This is a genomic window from Lentibacter sp. XHP0401, from assembly GCF_025751535.1.
Classification (GTDB): domain Bacteria; phylum Pseudomonadota; class Alphaproteobacteria; order Rhodobacterales; family Rhodobacteraceae; genus Lentibacter.
The window spans coordinates 1-13990 of the sequence record NZ_JAOWLC010000009.1; the positions used below are offsets into that span (position 1 = coordinate 1).

General features: G+C 57.3%; 16 protein-coding genes and 1 pseudogene. 3 read left to right on the plus strand and 14 right to left on the minus strand.

Translation table 11 applies throughout. The features are described from left to right. Positions 1 to 237 precede the first annotated feature (237 nt). The 3 genes and pseudogenes from OE750_RS12115 (at position 238) to OE750_RS12125 (ending at position 2328) form a co-directional block, all read left to right on the plus strand. Positions 238 to 438, plus strand: coding sequence for a hypothetical protein (locus OE750_RS12115; RefSeq protein ID WP_263764496.1), 201 nt, complete (start codon positions 238 to 240; stop codon positions 436 to 438). Between the two features lie 226 nt (positions 439 to 664). Then, positions 665 to 1315, plus strand: a complete 651-nt coding sequence (locus OE750_RS12120) for a hypothetical protein (protein ID WP_263764497.1) — start codon at positions 665 to 667, stop codon at positions 1313 to 1315. 78 nt (positions 1316 to 1393) lie between these two features. Further along, positions 1394 to 2328 (plus strand): annotated as a pseudogene (locus OE750_RS12125) (IS481 family transposase). A 178-nt stretch (positions 2329 to 2506) separates the two neighbouring features. Here the strand turns inward: OE750_RS12125 and OE750_RS12130 are convergent. From OE750_RS12130 to OE750_RS12195, 14 genes are all read right to left on the minus strand, one after another. Continuing rightward, positions 2507 to 2959, minus strand: coding sequence for a VOC family protein (locus tag OE750_RS12130; RefSeq protein WP_263764498.1), 453 nt, complete (start codon positions 2957 to 2959; stop codon positions 2507 to 2509). A gap of 65 nt (positions 2960 to 3024) precedes the next feature. Continuing rightward, a complete protein-coding gene (locus OE750_RS12135; protein ID WP_263764499.1) occupies positions 3025 to 3726 on the minus strand; it encodes a DUF4386 domain-containing protein in 702 nt (233 codons plus the stop codon). Between the two features lie 28 nt (positions 3727 to 3754). Next, entirely contained in the window at positions 3755 to 4606 is an 852-nt protein-coding gene (locus OE750_RS12140; protein WP_263764500.1) for an alpha/beta fold hydrolase, read from the minus strand. After that, positions 4603 to 5481 (minus strand): DMT family transporter, encoded by an 879-nt coding sequence (locus OE750_RS12145; protein ID WP_263764501.1) that lies wholly within the window; start codon positions 5479 to 5481, stop codon positions 4603 to 4605. The genes OE750_RS12140 and OE750_RS12145 overlap by 4 nt, the downstream gene beginning before the upstream one ends. A 190-nt stretch (positions 5482 to 5671) precedes the next feature. After that, entirely contained in the window at positions 5672 to 6322 is a 651-nt protein-coding gene (locus OE750_RS12150; protein WP_263764502.1) for a DsbA family protein, read from the minus strand. Next, positions 6322 to 6945 carry an NAD(P)H:quinone oxidoreductase gene (gene wrbA, locus OE750_RS12155; RefSeq protein ID WP_263764503.1) on the minus strand — a complete coding sequence of 208 codons (624 nt, stop codon included), beginning with the start codon at positions 6943 to 6945 and terminating at the stop codon, positions 6322 to 6324. Before wrbA ends, OE750_RS12150 begins: the two co-directional genes overlap by 1 nt. Before the next feature lie 105 nt (positions 6946 to 7050). Next, positions 7051 to 7920: a LysR family transcriptional regulator gene (locus tag OE750_RS12160; RefSeq protein WP_263764504.1), complete on the minus strand. Its 870-nt coding sequence runs from the start codon at positions 7918 to 7920 to the stop codon at positions 7051 to 7053. 510 nt (positions 7921 to 8430) lie between these two features. Continuing rightward, positions 8431 to 9096 (minus strand): hypothetical protein, encoded by a 666-nt coding sequence (locus tag OE750_RS12165; RefSeq protein ID WP_263764505.1) that lies wholly within the window; start codon positions 9094 to 9096, stop codon positions 8431 to 8433. Positions 9097 to 9286: 190 nt separating this feature from the next. Then, on the minus strand, positions 9287 to 9892 hold the full coding sequence (locus tag OE750_RS12170; protein ID WP_263764506.1) for a PIN domain-containing protein: 606 nt from the start codon (positions 9890 to 9892) through the stop codon (positions 9287 to 9289). Positions 9893 to 10162: 270 nt separating this feature from the next. Continuing rightward, a complete protein-coding gene (locus OE750_RS12175; protein ID WP_263764507.1) occupies positions 10163 to 10621 on the minus strand; it encodes a GNAT family N-acetyltransferase in 459 nt (152 codons plus the stop codon). Positions 10622 to 10768: 147 nt separating this feature from the next. Further along, complete coding sequence (locus tag OE750_RS12180; RefSeq protein ID WP_263764508.1) at positions 10769 to 11257, minus strand: DUF1772 domain-containing protein; 489 nt, start codon at positions 11255 to 11257, stop codon at positions 10769 to 10771. 63 nt (positions 11258 to 11320) lie between these two features. After that, the gene (locus OE750_RS12185; RefSeq protein ID WP_263764509.1) at positions 11321 to 11749 is read right to left on the minus strand and encodes a DUF4345 domain-containing protein; all 429 of its coding nucleotides are present in this window, start codon (positions 11747 to 11749) and stop codon (positions 11321 to 11323) included. Positions 11750 to 11774: 25 nt separating this feature from the next. Beyond that, positions 11775 to 12281 carry a hypothetical protein gene (locus OE750_RS12190; protein WP_263764511.1) on the minus strand — a complete coding sequence of 169 codons (507 nt, stop codon included), beginning with the start codon at positions 12279 to 12281 and terminating at the stop codon, positions 11775 to 11777. Between the two features lie 429 nt (positions 12282 to 12710). Beyond that, the gene (locus OE750_RS12195; RefSeq protein WP_263764512.1) at positions 12711 to 13715 is read right to left on the minus strand and encodes an AraC family transcriptional regulator; all 1005 of its coding nucleotides are present in this window, start codon (positions 13713 to 13715) and stop codon (positions 12711 to 12713) included. Between the last annotated feature and the right edge of the window lie 275 nt (positions 13716 to 13990).

Below are 13990 nucleotides of genomic sequence, written 5' to 3' on the forward strand. Positions count from 1 at the left end.
GTCGCCATGCTACTTCTCCTATGTGCAGTATAGGCCAAGCCTAACCTGCTGGGTGAAGCAGCCGGTACATCCCATTACTAACCTGAGCGACACTAACGGCCCAAAGCGGTCACTCAACGAGGACATGAATTTCTGCGGTTGCAGCCCGCATTTCCGCCATTCGCTGCACCCGCAAAATCTCGAAGCAAGCGAACTCACAGTCTGCGGACAAAACCGACCTTGATCGACTTGTGTTGAATGGCTGCTCTTGCAGTAGAACGGAGTATGGGTGATGAAGCTGAAGTTCGAAGCGATCGCTATACGGATAAACTACTTCGCAAAAACCTGGTGTTAAGCGGTGGCATAACTTTGTTCGCACTGTTCCACCACATGGCGGCAATACAGGTGGCCAAAATCGGGATCGACTCCGGCTGGGAGCGAAATCGTATCATAAGGTGATGTAATCACGATTTTGACCGCCTGTGAACGCCAGCGCCAACGAGATCAAGGGCGAATGCACCGTCGAGCGGGAGAGAGCGCTGAAGCTGGACCGCGAACGCGAGAAGCAGCATGGCCTCGATGACGGGCTCAGTTTGTGAAGAGGGGGATTTTCCTCTGGTCGCCCGTGGGAAAGTGTGTTGACCGCCGTGCTTTCGCGTTTAAGGTGATTTAAAATGGTGGGTTGATGGTGAAGTTCGGGTTCGTTTGTGTGTTGGGATTTTGTCTATCTGCGCCGCTTGCTGAGGCGGAGGACGCATACACATTGCCGCCGCTTCCCAAACATCTTGAGCTCCCAGACTGCGAGCTAGGACCAGACTGTCCGATCCCGTTTAATCATTTATCAAATCAAACAGATGAGCCGTTTTTTGTACGGAACGAGGTATTTGACGAAAGGTTTTCGGCGTGGCGTAAGTATGCGGATGTTATTGAAGAATTTCATGATGTTCGGGATTGCTTGATTGCGAGTGAAGCCAAAAAAGAAGCCCCAAATTTGCTGCTGATTGATTGGTCCAAGGGCGATTTTGTACGTACCGGACAAGTCTGTTTGTTCCGAATTGCCAGTAGCCTGAGGCACCCTTCACTTATGCAGGAATGGATTCGCTATCATGACTTCAGGTTGTCGGATTTGAAGCTAGGTGATGAAACACATGTAAGTTATTCTGCGGTTGTGTTCACGGGGATTTGGAACGCCACCCAATATCGCGAACGAAAGCCAAACTGGATCGCCGCTCTGACCGGAATTGATGTCACAATTTCCATCGGATTTGGGGTGCGGTATAATCGAAATCTTGATGTCGTAGATGTTTTTTTACAGGGCAGATCGATTTTTCAATAGTTACTTGGAGATGTAGATATGCCGTTACTCGCGAGACATTTCCTTTAACCTCCCGGCACCGGGAAGAAGGAGATAATCATGAATAAAGATCAACGCGAGATACAACGCAAGTTACGGATACTGCGATACGCCGAAGAGATCGGCCATGTTGCCAAAACCTGCCGCTATTTCGGGATCGGTCGCGCCAGTTTTTACCGCTGGCGCAAAGCCTATGCAGAACACGGCGAAGCAGGGCTAATCAATGCGCCGCCCATCCCCAAATGGCACGCGAACAGAACGCCACCGGAGCGCGAGGAAAAGGTGCTTTATCTTCGGCGCAAATACCACCTCGGTCCCATGCGGATCGTTTGGTATCTGGAGCGCTATCACGGCATCAAGATATCTGACGCAACCGTTTAGCGCATTCTGCGCCGGCATGGGCTAAACCGCCTTCCACGTGGCACCCGCATGCGAAAAGTCCATACCAAGCGTTATAAGAAGCAGGCGCCCATTGCCTGACAGGGTATTGCGCAGCAATGTCCCGAGAGGGAGGTCATCACATCCAGATGGATGTTAAGTTCCTGACTTGCATCGGAGAAAAGGGCGAAAAGGTGCGCCGCTTTCAATATACGGCTATCGACGACGCGACGCGGGTTCGGGCACTAAAGATCTACGAAAAGCACACCCAGGCCAATGCAATCGACTTCGTCGACCATATCATCGAAAAGTTCCCGTTTCGCATCCGTGAAATACGCACGGATAACGGCCATGAGTTTCAGGCGAAGTTCCATTGGCACGTCGAGGATCTCGGCATCCGCCATGCTTACATCAAACGTGGCACGCCCCAGCTCAACGGCAAGGTAGAGCGGTCTCACCGTTCAGACGGGCAAGAATTTTATCAGCTGCTCAGCTACAAAGATGATGTCGATCTCGAAGCCAAACTGGACGAATGGTAGCGCTTTTACAACTTCCACAGACCGCATGGCGCGCACAATGGAAAGACACCTTACGAAGCCCTCAGAGAAAAGCTATAATCAACAAAGGGAAGTCTCACGAGTAGCCGCACCTTACACTTAGATCGCAAAAGCGGCGGTTGAACGCGGGTTCGTGTCATGATGCTTTAGCCACACAACGTTCGTGCTCGGTTTTGTTACCTAGGTCCGGGCAAGTAGTCGCTTCTCAACTTTATGAATGCCACCAATGTGCAAAGCTCTACGAAACGGCCCAATCCGGATCCTTGGCAACGAGTTCCACCGTGTTGCCATCCGGGTCGAAGGTGAACACCCCTCGCCAGCCAACCCAGTCAAATGTCTCGACGTTGTAGTCCAGGCCGAGGTGTTCATACCATGCGATCACTGCGTCCTGTTCGCGCCAAGGCAGGCTCAGGGCGATGTGATGAAGAGATGACCCCGCGCCGGTAGCGGGTGGGAAATCCGCTGCCCTCGTGCGGCCTGCACCTTCGATATCATGTCGAAATAACGCCAGAACAGCGGTATGCCCGCCGAAGCCTTTGGCAATACGGAAGAATACGATGCGCCCGTTGTCTGGATCGTTCATCAGCTCAAGGCCGATCACGTCGCGGTAGAACGCAATCATCGCGTCTAGATCAATGCACCGGATGGCGATTTCGCCAAGGGCGCGAACTTCAAAACCTCGTTCAGTCATGAAATCTCTCCTATTGTTTGTGCCAGGACAATGCCGGATATGAGGAAATCCGCAACGCGCGGCGTTCAAGCGGAACTTCTTTTTATGGTCCCCGCAGTTAACAGCCATAGACAAAAGCCGGTTTCTGCAATCGCGGTTACCCCGTATGCTGGGGCGAATACAGCCGAAAGCTCTGATGCAAAGAAACGCAGAGTGCTGCCAATCAGATAAACGATGCCAGCCGCTGCGATACCCACGCCAAAGAGCCTGTGAATAAATCCCGCCCGCCAGATCAGCACGCCGGTCAACAGGCTGTTGATCCCGAAGAAGACCAGCCCAAGGTCGTAACCGTGACCATGCAGGTTGAGAAAAAGCGCACTCATAGCTTCGGCTTGCCTCGGAGCGAGTGCTGCGACATCCTGCGCGCGCGTCAGCAACAGCAACGCCGCCTGAAGGTTCATGAGGTTTGCGCCGATAATGACGGATTGCACCAGTCTAAAGACGAGCGCGGCCAGCGCGAGTGTCGGTGCGACTGGTCGAAACAACACAAACAGAAGCACTGCAAGTCCGGCATCGGCAAGCGCCATGATCAGGTCGAACGCAATGGAGAGCTGAAAGTTTCTCGTCGAGGCAAGGATCGCGCGGGCGGTGCCGCCCGCGTCACTCAGGTCGATCAGCGGGCTGCGAAAGACCACTTCGGAGCTGATGCCGAGGAAGATGATAGCGAGATAGAGCAATCCTGCCCATCGGGCGATAGAGATCTCGGGCGGCGTGAGGTGCGTTTTCATTTGGTAGGTCCTTCTGTCTATAACGCGATCACTTCCGTAAGAAGGCAGTGACAGTTTCAGTGAAGAGCGGGTCGAAAGGGGCCAACAGATGATCCGCGCCCGGGGTATGGACGAAAGTGAAATCCGGGATCGCTTGACCCAGGCGTTCGATATTCGCGCGTTCTCCATCGGTTTCACCGGCGATACCAAGAACCGGGAACGGAATGGCTTCCAGCTCGTCCGACCCAAGACCCAGAAGTTGATGCATCGCACTTGCGGTTGCCGCCAACGGAGCGGCGTCCTGATCGGTGGCGATGCCATGGGGCGAGAGCATCGCAAGACCGGCCATCATTTCCTCTTCACTGGCCCCTTCATCATCAGGGGCCATAGCGGTGATGAAGTCGCCAAACGTGTCGACACGGCCAAAGGCGTCGGCAATAAAACCGTAGGTTTGTATCGCGTTGGCCCCCGACCGGTCGAAGCCGCCGATGAGCAGCGACAGGACGCGGTCAGGGTGCGTGGTGGCGAGTTTCAGTGCGGTTTCGGCTCCCATTGAGTAACCAACGGTATGCGCGGCTTCGATGCCATGATCGTCCATCAATCCCATCACGTCATCGACCAATTGGGTGCCATAGGCATCGGCGTCAGCGGGCTTGCCGCTGGCACCATGACCGCGCGCGTCAAAACTGATCGCACGAAATCCGTCGAGCGGTAAAAGCCCATTGCTTTCCCATAGGGTCGATGATCCGGCGAAGGCGTGCAGCATTACGACGGTGGGACCGGTGCCTTTCTCGGTGAAGTGGAGGGGCACGCCGTCAGAAACAAAAGTACTTTCTTCAGCAAACGCAAGCATTGGCAGGGCAAAGAGAACAGCGGTAGTCAGAGGAATTATGGGTTTCATGGGATCACCTTCTTGTTGATGAAACGAGTTGTGAATGTGGGAACCTGACCGAGCCAGACTGAGGCGAGCAGGACAGCGGCACCAATGGTCTGCAGTGTCCCAAGGGCCTGGCCTAGCCAGAGCCACCCAAGTAAAACAGCGGTCAGTGGACTCATCAAACCGAGCATCGAGACGGCACCGGGCTCAATTCGGGCCACGCCGCGAAACCAAAGCCAATAGGTCGCCGCCGCGCCGATCAGACCGAGCCAGGCAAGTCCGGCCAGATTCGTCGCCGTGAGCGGTGGCAGGGCCGGTTCGAAGACGAACGCCACAGGCAAGAGCAGCAAACCGCCCGCCGTCAGTTGCCATGCGGTGAAGGTCAGCGCCGGAACTGGCGGTTGCCACTTCCGCGACAGGACCGTCCCGGCGGCCATCGACGCCGCCCCGCCCAGCCCGGCAGCCACCCCGATTGGATCGAGCTCGGCAGCAGGGCCAAGAACGAGCAAGGCGACTCCACCAATGCCCGCAATTGCGGCCAAAATGGATACGACCGAAACGCGTGAGCCGAGCAAGGCGCGCGATAAACCAAGCACGATCAGTGTCTGCGTTGCGCCGAGTGTTGCCGCCACACCGCCCGGAAGACGATACGCCGCAACAAAGAGCAGCGACCAGAAAATCGCGAAGTTGAATGCGCCCAGAAGGAACGTCCGTCCAAGCCATGCCCGCGATGGAAGGTTTCTGGTCACCATCAATAGCAGAAGTCCTGCCGGCAACGCCCTGAGCACCGCGAGCGTCAACGGATAGTCGGGAGGGAGGGCTTGCGTCGTGACAAGGTAGGTGCTGCCCCATATCGCAGGTGCAAGGGCTGTCAGAATGATGTCTTTCAGGGGGCTCATAGCGGGGTTCCTTAATAAGCCAATGGCAACAGGAAGGTTACCAAAGGAGTGTGATAGTGATGGGCCGTTCAGGCCAAGGGAGAAGACCGATATCGCGCATCAGGTGCGGCGGCAGATCCCGAAGGACATGGCGGAGGCGGCGCGTTTCGGAACGGGGAGAGCGTTTGCCATACATGGGAGAAACCTTTCTTCAGTTGGGGTTGAGGTGGATTGCCGCGCGGATTTGTGCGCGCAAATCGTCAATGGGGCCGTTCACCAGGCGGGTGCCGGTCTCGCGGACGACGAGCGCCGGAATCGAACGCACTTGCAAAGTGCGGGCGCGCTGTCGGTCAGCTTCGACGGCTTGGCATGTTGCAGTGTCTGACATGGCCAAGGCGACGCGCCCGGGGTCAAGTCCGACATCTTGTGCAAGCCGCGCGAGTTCCGCGGGATCAGCGATATTGCGGGCTTCGGAAAGATGCGCGCGCTGGATCCGGTCGAAGAGGGTCCAATGTGCGTCCTGACCTCCGAGCGCTTCCGCCGCCTTGCAGGCCAACGCCGCCGTGTACCCGTGTGGATAATCGAACTCCGCCCGGGCCATGTCGTCGATATTGATCAACTCGGGCTGGTCGCTCACCGCGCGGCAGCTGGCCCAATGGCCAAGAATTGTGTCACGGGCAGCCTCTGCCGCACCCCACCGCGTCTGCATTTCGGCGGTACTGGCCTGCAGAACAAATGTCCGGTGCCGGATGTCGATATTGAATTCCGAAGCCAATTGGCGCATCCGCGATGAGATGTTGAAGCACCAGCAGCAGACGACATCATGGAAGAAGTCGATGGTAAGATTGGGGGAGCGGGTCATTACGCAACCTCCTCCAAAGCCCGAGCAGAACTCAGCGCAGTGGCAATCCGAGCAACGTGAGCACCTTGGAAACGGGCACCGTCCAGATCAGTCTCGGTCGGCAGCAACGCACCATCAGCCCCGGCAATGGTCCCGGCACCGTATGGCGCACCGCCGATGATACCGTCGCGTGTGGTTTGACCGGCAAAGGTGTAGGGCAAACCTGCAATCATCATGCCAAAATGCAGAAGCGGGATATGCGAGGACAGCATCGTCGCCTCGTGCCCGCCATGCTGCGAACCAGTGGACGCAAACACCGCGCCGACCTTGCCGACCAGGGCGTTCCGCGCCCATAATCCACCTGCCATATCGAGGAATTGCTTCATCTGACTGGCCATCATGCCAAAGCGTGTCGGCGTGCCAAAGATGACGGCATCGTAATCCGCCATTTCGGCCGGAGCCGCCTCGGGCGTGTCGTCTTCCACAAACCCCGAGGATTTGCGGATGTCTGCTGGGACAGTTTCGGGGACACGGCGAATGTCGACGATGGTGCCCGGAACCGAACGCGCGCCTTCGGCTTCGGCTTGAGCTAGGTCACGGACATGTCCGTAGCTGGAATAATAAAGAATGAGAACGCGGGTCATGGGATCCTCTTGAGCTAGATGTTTCGTTGCTCAGAGGATGGGCTATGGGCGGCGTCGGATTAACCGGACCAAGCGCAAAACACTCTTTACGCTGTGTTAAGAGTGTCAGGGCGCAAGCGCGGCGCGCAGATGGTCGAGAAAGGCTGCGACCTTGGCATCTGAGCCAAGTCGAGAGGCCGTTACTGCAAACACATGGCGTGGCGGCAATTCGTAGTCAGGCAGCACCCGAACGAGGTCCCCATTTGCGTGGGGGCTTTCGGATATGAAATCGGGCAGAGCGCCGATCCCGAACCCGGCAATCAGCATATCGCGCAGAATCAGGCTCGACCCGATCCGCAGCCGCGGTTGCAGCGTGACGACTTCGGTCTCCGATGAACCCGTCAGCGTCCAGTGCAGCATATCATCGGCAAGCGTATAGGTCGCGCTTACATGATCATGCAACGCGACTGGAGTCTCCGGCGTGCCAGCATCCGCAAGATATGCGGGGCTCGCGAAAAGGCGCTGATGAACCGGAGCAAGACGGCGGGCAACCAGAGCGGAATCCGGTAGCTCCGCGCGAACTCGGATCGACAGATCGAATCCGCCCTCGACCATGTCTACAACCCGATCATCCAGCGCCAGTGTCATTTCAAGTTCAGGATGTGCGTCCAGAAACGTTGGCAAAAGCGGGGACAAGACAATCTGCCCGTAAGAGCTCGGGGCATTGATCCTCAGATGCCCGCGCACTTCGCCCGAATGCCGCCGTATCTGGTCTTCGACTTGACCCACCGCATTAAGTATCGCCTGTGCTTGATCGTAGTAAATGCGCCCGTGATCCGTCAGCGACATTGAACGCGTGGTCCGCGTCAGAAGACTACAGCCAAGGCTTTCCTCAAGTAGCTTGACTTCGCGGCTGAGCAGTCCCGATGACACGCCGAGATCCTCGGCAGCTCGGGCGAAACTGCCGCGATCGACGATCCGGCAAAATGCGTTCATAACCGAAAGCTTGTCCACTTTACTATGTACCCGAAATCTCTTGGAGTTCGGAAGCCCTCTTGCTGTTGCACACTGTTAGAATTGCAGAAACGGGACAAGAAATGAATATCCTCAAAACTGGGAGTAAGGGAATTTGCTGATTGTAAGCAGAAATAACTTGAACACCGAAACCGGAAAGCACCCAAGAAACCGTTCCGAATCAAGGTTTTTCCTATCCGCAGCTAATTTGATTTTGCATCGCTTTGTCCGCGATTCGCATGAACGGCCGTGTTAACGACTGCATAGCAGCGTCGTGACCTGAGCGCTTTGGCGCACGTAATGCGCTGACCGTGCATGCAGTGAACATCTGGCACTTCTGCTATGGCCTCTTTGCCGCCATCGGATGCAGCGCAGCATCTGCTCAATCTTTGCTGTTGTTGGCGACATGAACGGCCCTAAGTTGACCTTGATCATTCTCCGGCCACGCCGCAGTGCGGCCCGTCAGACCGGACCTTCGCCGCGAGCGCACGACTAGCCGGTGAATAGGTGCCGTAGAACAGCCTGAGCGACGTCCAAGGTGGGGATTGCCAGCATGGCATATCCCCCAACTCCAAACGCCAGGGAGCATATCCGCGCGGGCCTATAGGTATGCATCATACCCTCCCACCACTCTCTAGCGAGATAGCCTATGTAGTCGCCATGCTTCGAGAACATATGGGCTCTGACGTCTGGCCTATAACCTGAAACCACGGGTTTCTTGGAGCGCTGCTTACCCAGCACTATCCAAAAAGCCTCGGTTCGTTCGACCCACGATTCAGAATGAACGCTCTCTTCTATTTGGGCGAGTTCGTAGACGCAGTATCGTTGCCTTACTAGCTCAGAAAACTCTAGGCCGTTTTTGGAGGCTTCCAACACCTCTGGACGGAACAATCTGTAGGTCAGAAATGAGCAGAGCACGAATAGGCTGCCGAAGAACACCAATCGAAACTTGGTTAGGCCGTCCAATAGGAAGGGCGATCGATCAGCTTCGCCAGCGCCTGCTAAGGCATCGAAAGAGGCCATTCCAGCGATTTCATCGTTAAACAGGATCAGGTAACCGGCTATAGGTATCAGTGCCACGACCCGCGTGAAGTCGTTGTTTGCAACACCCTTCACGGATTCCCAACGCACACCTTTCCAATCTGTACTTGGTTTCATTAATAACGCACCTCCGCTAAATTCGGTCCATCCTACAACTTGATGCACCAAGCGCCATCCGAAACGAGCCCGGCCCTAAGCTGCCTTTCATCAACCGGTCAAGATGCTGCAGTGCGGCCCGTCGAAACGGCCATTCGCTGCGGCGGGGACATCGCCAAGGTCGCGGACCCACAGTCTCCGGACGAATTGATCAGTGTCGGACAATGTGTGGGCCATAGCTGACGGCCTGGTCCGAAAAGTCAACGTGGCCGCGTTCTTTCAACTCCCGAACCAACGCTTCCAAATCAGCGTCATCCAAGGTCTTCCTGAAAAGGGCGTTCACCGTTCCTTTGAGCGTGCTGATCTTTCTTGGACGCGAGTTTCCTCGAGATTTCAAACTGTCAACAATTGCTTCGATTTTCTGGTCCAGCGAGCTTGCATTCGAGATTTTGACGAAAGGCACCTCGGATAGGTCAACATGGCGGAGAGCGGGGATCTTTCTTTGTCGCAAATGTGTAATCAGCGGATCGAAGCCCTTGTCACGGGAAATAATGTGGAAGTACGCATCGGCATCTTGCGCTGCGAGTTCTCCCAAGTAGAACGCAATGTGAAAGTCCAATGCGTTCGATCCATTCCCTGTAATCTTTTGATAACAGGCATTTTCTCCCAATCCTTGCAATTGCTCCGCGAAGTCGAAAGGAACGCTTTTTTGGTTGGCGCCTATGAATACAATCAGCTTGCAGGGATGCCCACGGAGGAGTTCAAGGTTCCTGGGCTGAACATTCTCAAAGTCGATCAGGATGTAGTTGTTTTTCAAAGGCGTGCTCCAATTCGACGTCAATGCAAATACAGAACACCGAGACACGTCAAGACGAAGGTTCATCTGCGAACCTTCTGTAGAGCCGCTTTGTGTGCGTTGGGCTCTCTGCTGCTACAAGCCGCCCCGCGGCATCTACCGCCATCGCGTCGAGCGGTCGCGTCACTCACGGCCCAAAGCGGCCGTTCACCTCTACCAACGGTCGTGCCTCGGTGCGGCCCACCAGACAGAACATTCACCACACCGTCAAAGATGGTTGGCCGCCCTTCTTTATATCTTTAGCTTGTAACCAATATGGGTCGGTTCAAAGCCCAGACGGCCATAGAAACGATGGGCGTCTGGCCGGGCCTTGTCCGTGGTGAGCTGAACCAACGAACACCCATGTGCTCGGCATGCGCTGATCGCCCAGGCAAACATCGCTTCGCCAAGCTTTCCGCCGCGACGATCGCTCGCGATACGCACCGCCTCGATCTGTCCGCGCTTAGTGCCATGGCGAGAGAGACCCGGGATGAAGGTGAGTTGCAAGGTTCCTACGATCTGCTGCCCATCCTCAACCACACAAAGAAACTGGTTCGGGTCGGCATCAATCTCGGCAAATGCAGCCCGGTAGCAATCGTCTACGGTTGGCAAAGCGTTTTCCCGCGACGCACCAAGCACGTCATCGGCCAGCATCGCGACAATCGCTTCGAGGTCTTCTGCGGTTGCTCGGCGGTAATGCGGTTCAGCCATGAGTAATATCCTCTCTCTTAATTGCCGACCATTTCATAGGATGATGTGGGTCGTGAACGAATATGTCGGTAGACACCTGCGACCTCAACTTCCTTGTTCAGGTCGACGCCCTGATGCGGCTCAGTTTTTCATACTGCGCGCCTGTGACTACGCCGCCCAGATCAGCGAGAACAGCAGCAGGGCCGCAGACAGCCCACAGGCGACCGTGCGCACGGTATTCCAGAAGCTCCAGCGCGGCAGATAGGTGCCGGTCCAGTAGTCCAGCGTTGCATCCGCCGAGGCATCCATGTTCGCCAGAATTTTATTCATTGGCACGTTGGCGAACACTGTTACCCCGAAGCATCCGACGAAGTACGTCACTCCAGACAGCATCATCACGTGTCCCGGGCCGTGCTCAACAACGATTGCGCCATAGGCCGTGATTAGCAGAGATACCGGAGCCAGCCCGAGGAAAAGCGCCATGAAAACCCAGCGGAACACCTCTCGGTTGATGGCTTGCATGGCCTCCACGCCCCCCTGACCGGGGGTCAGGGACAAGGCGCGCATGATGAAATCCGAAAAAGCGAGAAAGACGCCGCCGACAAGCGCATAGGCGAGCACGGCGAGGTGGGCGAGGAAGAAGAAGACTGCAGACATGGGGACGGGTTCCTTGGATTGGGGCGACGGCAAGGCGTCATGCGCCAAACCGCCGCGACAGGCTCAACGCGCGGGCTTCGCCGTGGAGAGGTCGGGTGCCGGTAGCCAGAGGCGCCGGCGGAAGGCGGCAAGGCACAGCGCGGCAATGATCAACTCCACGACGAGGGCGCCGACGACGTTGCCTGACGGCATCCCGTCCACCGCAAGTCCGACCAGCCGCCCAACTGGAAAAGCGGTAAAGACCGTCAGAGCCGCCGCCATGCCAAGAGGCAGGACCGCGTGCCGCCACATACCGAGCAGCATCAGAAGGCCGAACCCCGCCAGACCGGCGCCGGGGGCGCGCAGTTCGCTTAGCAAGCTGGCATCTTCGCCAAGCGTGATGCCGTAGCTTGCGTAGAAGGTGTGTGGTGCAAACAGGATGAAAGCGCCAATGGTGAATGCGGTAAGACCGGAGAGGCCAAGCGCGATTTTCTCAAGTAGGGTGGGCTTCATGCCATTCTCCTTTCTATTGGCGGTGTCAGGCGGCACTTGTCCATGCGCCGGTTTGAGCGGTGGCCCGGGCGAAGTCAGCAAAGTCGCGAGGGGCCCGGCCGAGAGCGCGCATCACCCCATCCGTTGTGTGGGCGTTGCGTCCATCCAGAGTTTCGCGCGCGATCGCAGTAAAAACATCGGCAACAAAGCTGCCGCCAGCCTCGGCGACATTCTCGTGAAACTCCTCGAAGCTAATGGGGATATGCCGGATCTCACACCCGGTGGCCCGCGAGAGCTCACTCGCCATATCTGCGAAGGACATAAGCCGCGGGCCTGTCACCTCGTAAAGCTCGCCCTTGTGCCCCTCTTCGGTCAGCGCTGCCACTGCGACATCGGCAATGTCGTCGATGTCGATGATCGGCTCAGCGACATCGCCGCCGGGCATCGGAAGAACGCCGGCCAACACCGGATCGCGCAAGTAGCCTTCGGAGAAGTTTTGCGCGAACCAAGCAGCCCGGACTATGGTGAAGTCGATGCCGGAAGTGCGCACCACCTCCTCACCCAGCCGCGCATGGTGTTCGCCGCGCCCCGACAACAACACAAGGTGTTCGACGTCGACGTCGCGCGCCGTTTCGCATAGGGACTCGAGCTTGTCTACGGCTCCGGGGAAGGCTAGATCGGGAAAATACGTGACTTAGGCCGCACGGGCCCCTCGCAGAGCCGGTACCCAGGTTACGGGCGCCTCCCAGTCAAAGGGCGTTGCGGAGCTACGCGCGCCGCGGCGTACAGAAAGGCCCTGCGCCTCGAGGCGGCTGGCGACGCGGTGGCCGGTCTTGCCGGTGGCGCCGATGACGAGGATTGGTCGGTCTTGCATCGGATATCTCCTTGGCTTCGGTATCGGTAGCCAAGGCATAGGCGACGCGGCCCCATGCAGTATTGACCGGCGATGCCAGCTTTTTGACTGCCGTCGCCAATGCGCCCGTCAGCGGTGGGCAGTATCCTTGCGATAGGTCGCGGGGGTCGCGCCGACCCAACGCTTAAACGCGCGGGTAAAGGCGCTCTGCTCGGAGAAACCAGTCAGAAACGCGATTTCGGCCAATGACCGGCCCTCGTCTTGCAAGAGTCCCTTGGCGAGGTCGCGGCGGGTTTGCTCGGTCAGCGTCTGAAAGTTCAGTCCGTGCTCTGAGAGGCGCCTGTGGAAGGAACGGGCACTGAGCCCGAGCCCGCGGGCGATCTCGGCCATTTTAGGAGCTCCCTCGCTTAGGGCCTGGGCGATTGCGGCTCTCGCCTGCGTGACAATCACGGGCTCCCGGGTGACCTTAGACAGTTCCGCGTCCAGATGCGACGTGAGGTACTTCGAGATTCCTTCGTCCCCGAGGATGTTGGGCCTTGCCAGCGTCGCTTCGGCATAGAGGATCGCGTCGAGCTCGGCGCCGAAGCGCACCGGGCAGCCGAACCACTCCTCGTGAGCAGCGGTCGAGCGCGGGGCGGGATGTCGGACCAGCACTTCCACGGGCGCGAGCGGCATCGGGCAAACCTGCCTTGCGATGGAAACTGCGCTCACAAGGGTCGCTTCGTTCGACAGCCGCATCCCGAGGCGCCGTTCGCCTGCCCGATGCAGGATGAGAAGCGTGCCCCCGGTCGTCGGTCGCAGTTCGTATTCGACGACGCTGGTCCAAAGCCGCGCATAGCGTTCCACCCGTGCGTAGGACGCACCGAGCGTCGTCGCGGCTTTGAAGGCCAGCCCGAGCGCGCCGTATTCGTCAAGACGCATGGAGGCACCGGTGCGCACCGGCAGGTCGGTCACATCGATCTGATCGGCGATTTTTTCGAGCATGTCGTAGTAGCGCTCAGCCGGAACCATCTGTCCGGCGTCCCAAGGGTCGTCGGGGGCGATCCCGACACTGGCCAGCATCGCCGCAGAATCGACCTCATCGCCCGCCGTGGCGACCACCTTCTGTGCGAACAGCGAAGTGACATACTCCATGTCCCGCATTATACGCGGCCACTTGTGAGCCGCCAAGCCCGAGGTAGACCTGACGCGCGGTGGAGATGTTCTTGTCAAGGTCGGGCCTGTAAAGCTTCAAGCCGATAATGGCATTGCGTCTCTAAGTTAAACTCTAACTGGTAGGCGGTAGCAAAATGCCGACAAGCGCTTTTTCGAGGATTATTCAGCGAAACCAGCGCTGAGCCGCACTCAGATGAAACGCCAACGTAACAAAACCTATATTTGGAACTAGATAGTTTGATGAACCCTATTTA

Coding starts and splice junctions, on each gene's coding strand:
- OE750_RS12115 (WP_263764496.1), top strand. CDS start 238: ATGGCTGCTCTTGCAGTAGAACGGAGTATGGGTGATGAAGCTGAAGTT.
- OE750_RS12120 (WP_263764497.1), top strand. CDS start 665: ATGGTGAAGTTCGGGTTCGTTTGTGTGTTGGGATTTTGTCTATCTGCG.
- OE750_RS12130 (WP_263764498.1), bottom strand. CDS start 2,959: ATGACTGAACGAGGTTTTGAAGTTCGCGCCCTTGGCGAAATCGCCATC.
- OE750_RS12135 (WP_263764499.1), bottom strand. CDS start 3,726: ATGAAAACGCACCTCACGCCGCCCGAGATCTCTATCGCCCGATGGGCA.
- OE750_RS12140 (WP_263764500.1), bottom strand. CDS start 4,606: ATGAAACCCATAATTCCTCTGACTACCGCTGTTCTCTTTGCCCTGCCA.
- OE750_RS12145 (WP_263764501.1), bottom strand. CDS start 5,481: ATGAGCCCCCTGAAAGACATCATTCTGACAGCCCTTGCACCTGCGATA.
- OE750_RS12150 (WP_263764502.1), bottom strand. CDS start 6,322: ATGACCCGCTCCCCCAATCTTACCATCGACTTCTTCCATGATGTCGTC.
- wrbA (WP_263764503.1), bottom strand. CDS start 6,945: ATGACCCGCGTTCTCATTCTTTATTATTCCAGCTACGGACATGTCCGT.
- OE750_RS12160 (WP_263764504.1), bottom strand. CDS start 7,920: ATGAACGCATTTTGCCGGATCGTCGATCGCGGCAGTTTCGCCCGAGCT.
- OE750_RS12165 (WP_263764505.1), bottom strand. CDS start 9,096: ATGAAACCAAGTACAGATTGGAAAGGTGTGCGTTGGGAATCCGTGAAG.
- OE750_RS12175 (WP_263764507.1), bottom strand. CDS start 10,621: ATGGCTGAACCGCATTACCGCCGAGCAACCGCAGAAGACCTCGAAGCG.
- OE750_RS12180 (WP_263764508.1), bottom strand. CDS start 11,257: ATGTCTGCAGTCTTCTTCTTCCTCGCCCACCTCGCCGTGCTCGCCTAT.
- OE750_RS12185 (WP_263764509.1), bottom strand. CDS start 11,749: ATGAAGCCCACCCTACTTGAGAAAATCGCGCTTGGCCTCTCCGGTCTT.
- OE750_RS12195 (WP_263764512.1), bottom strand. CDS start 13,715: ATGGAGTATGTCACTTCGCTGTTCGCACAGAAGGTGGTCGCCACGGCG.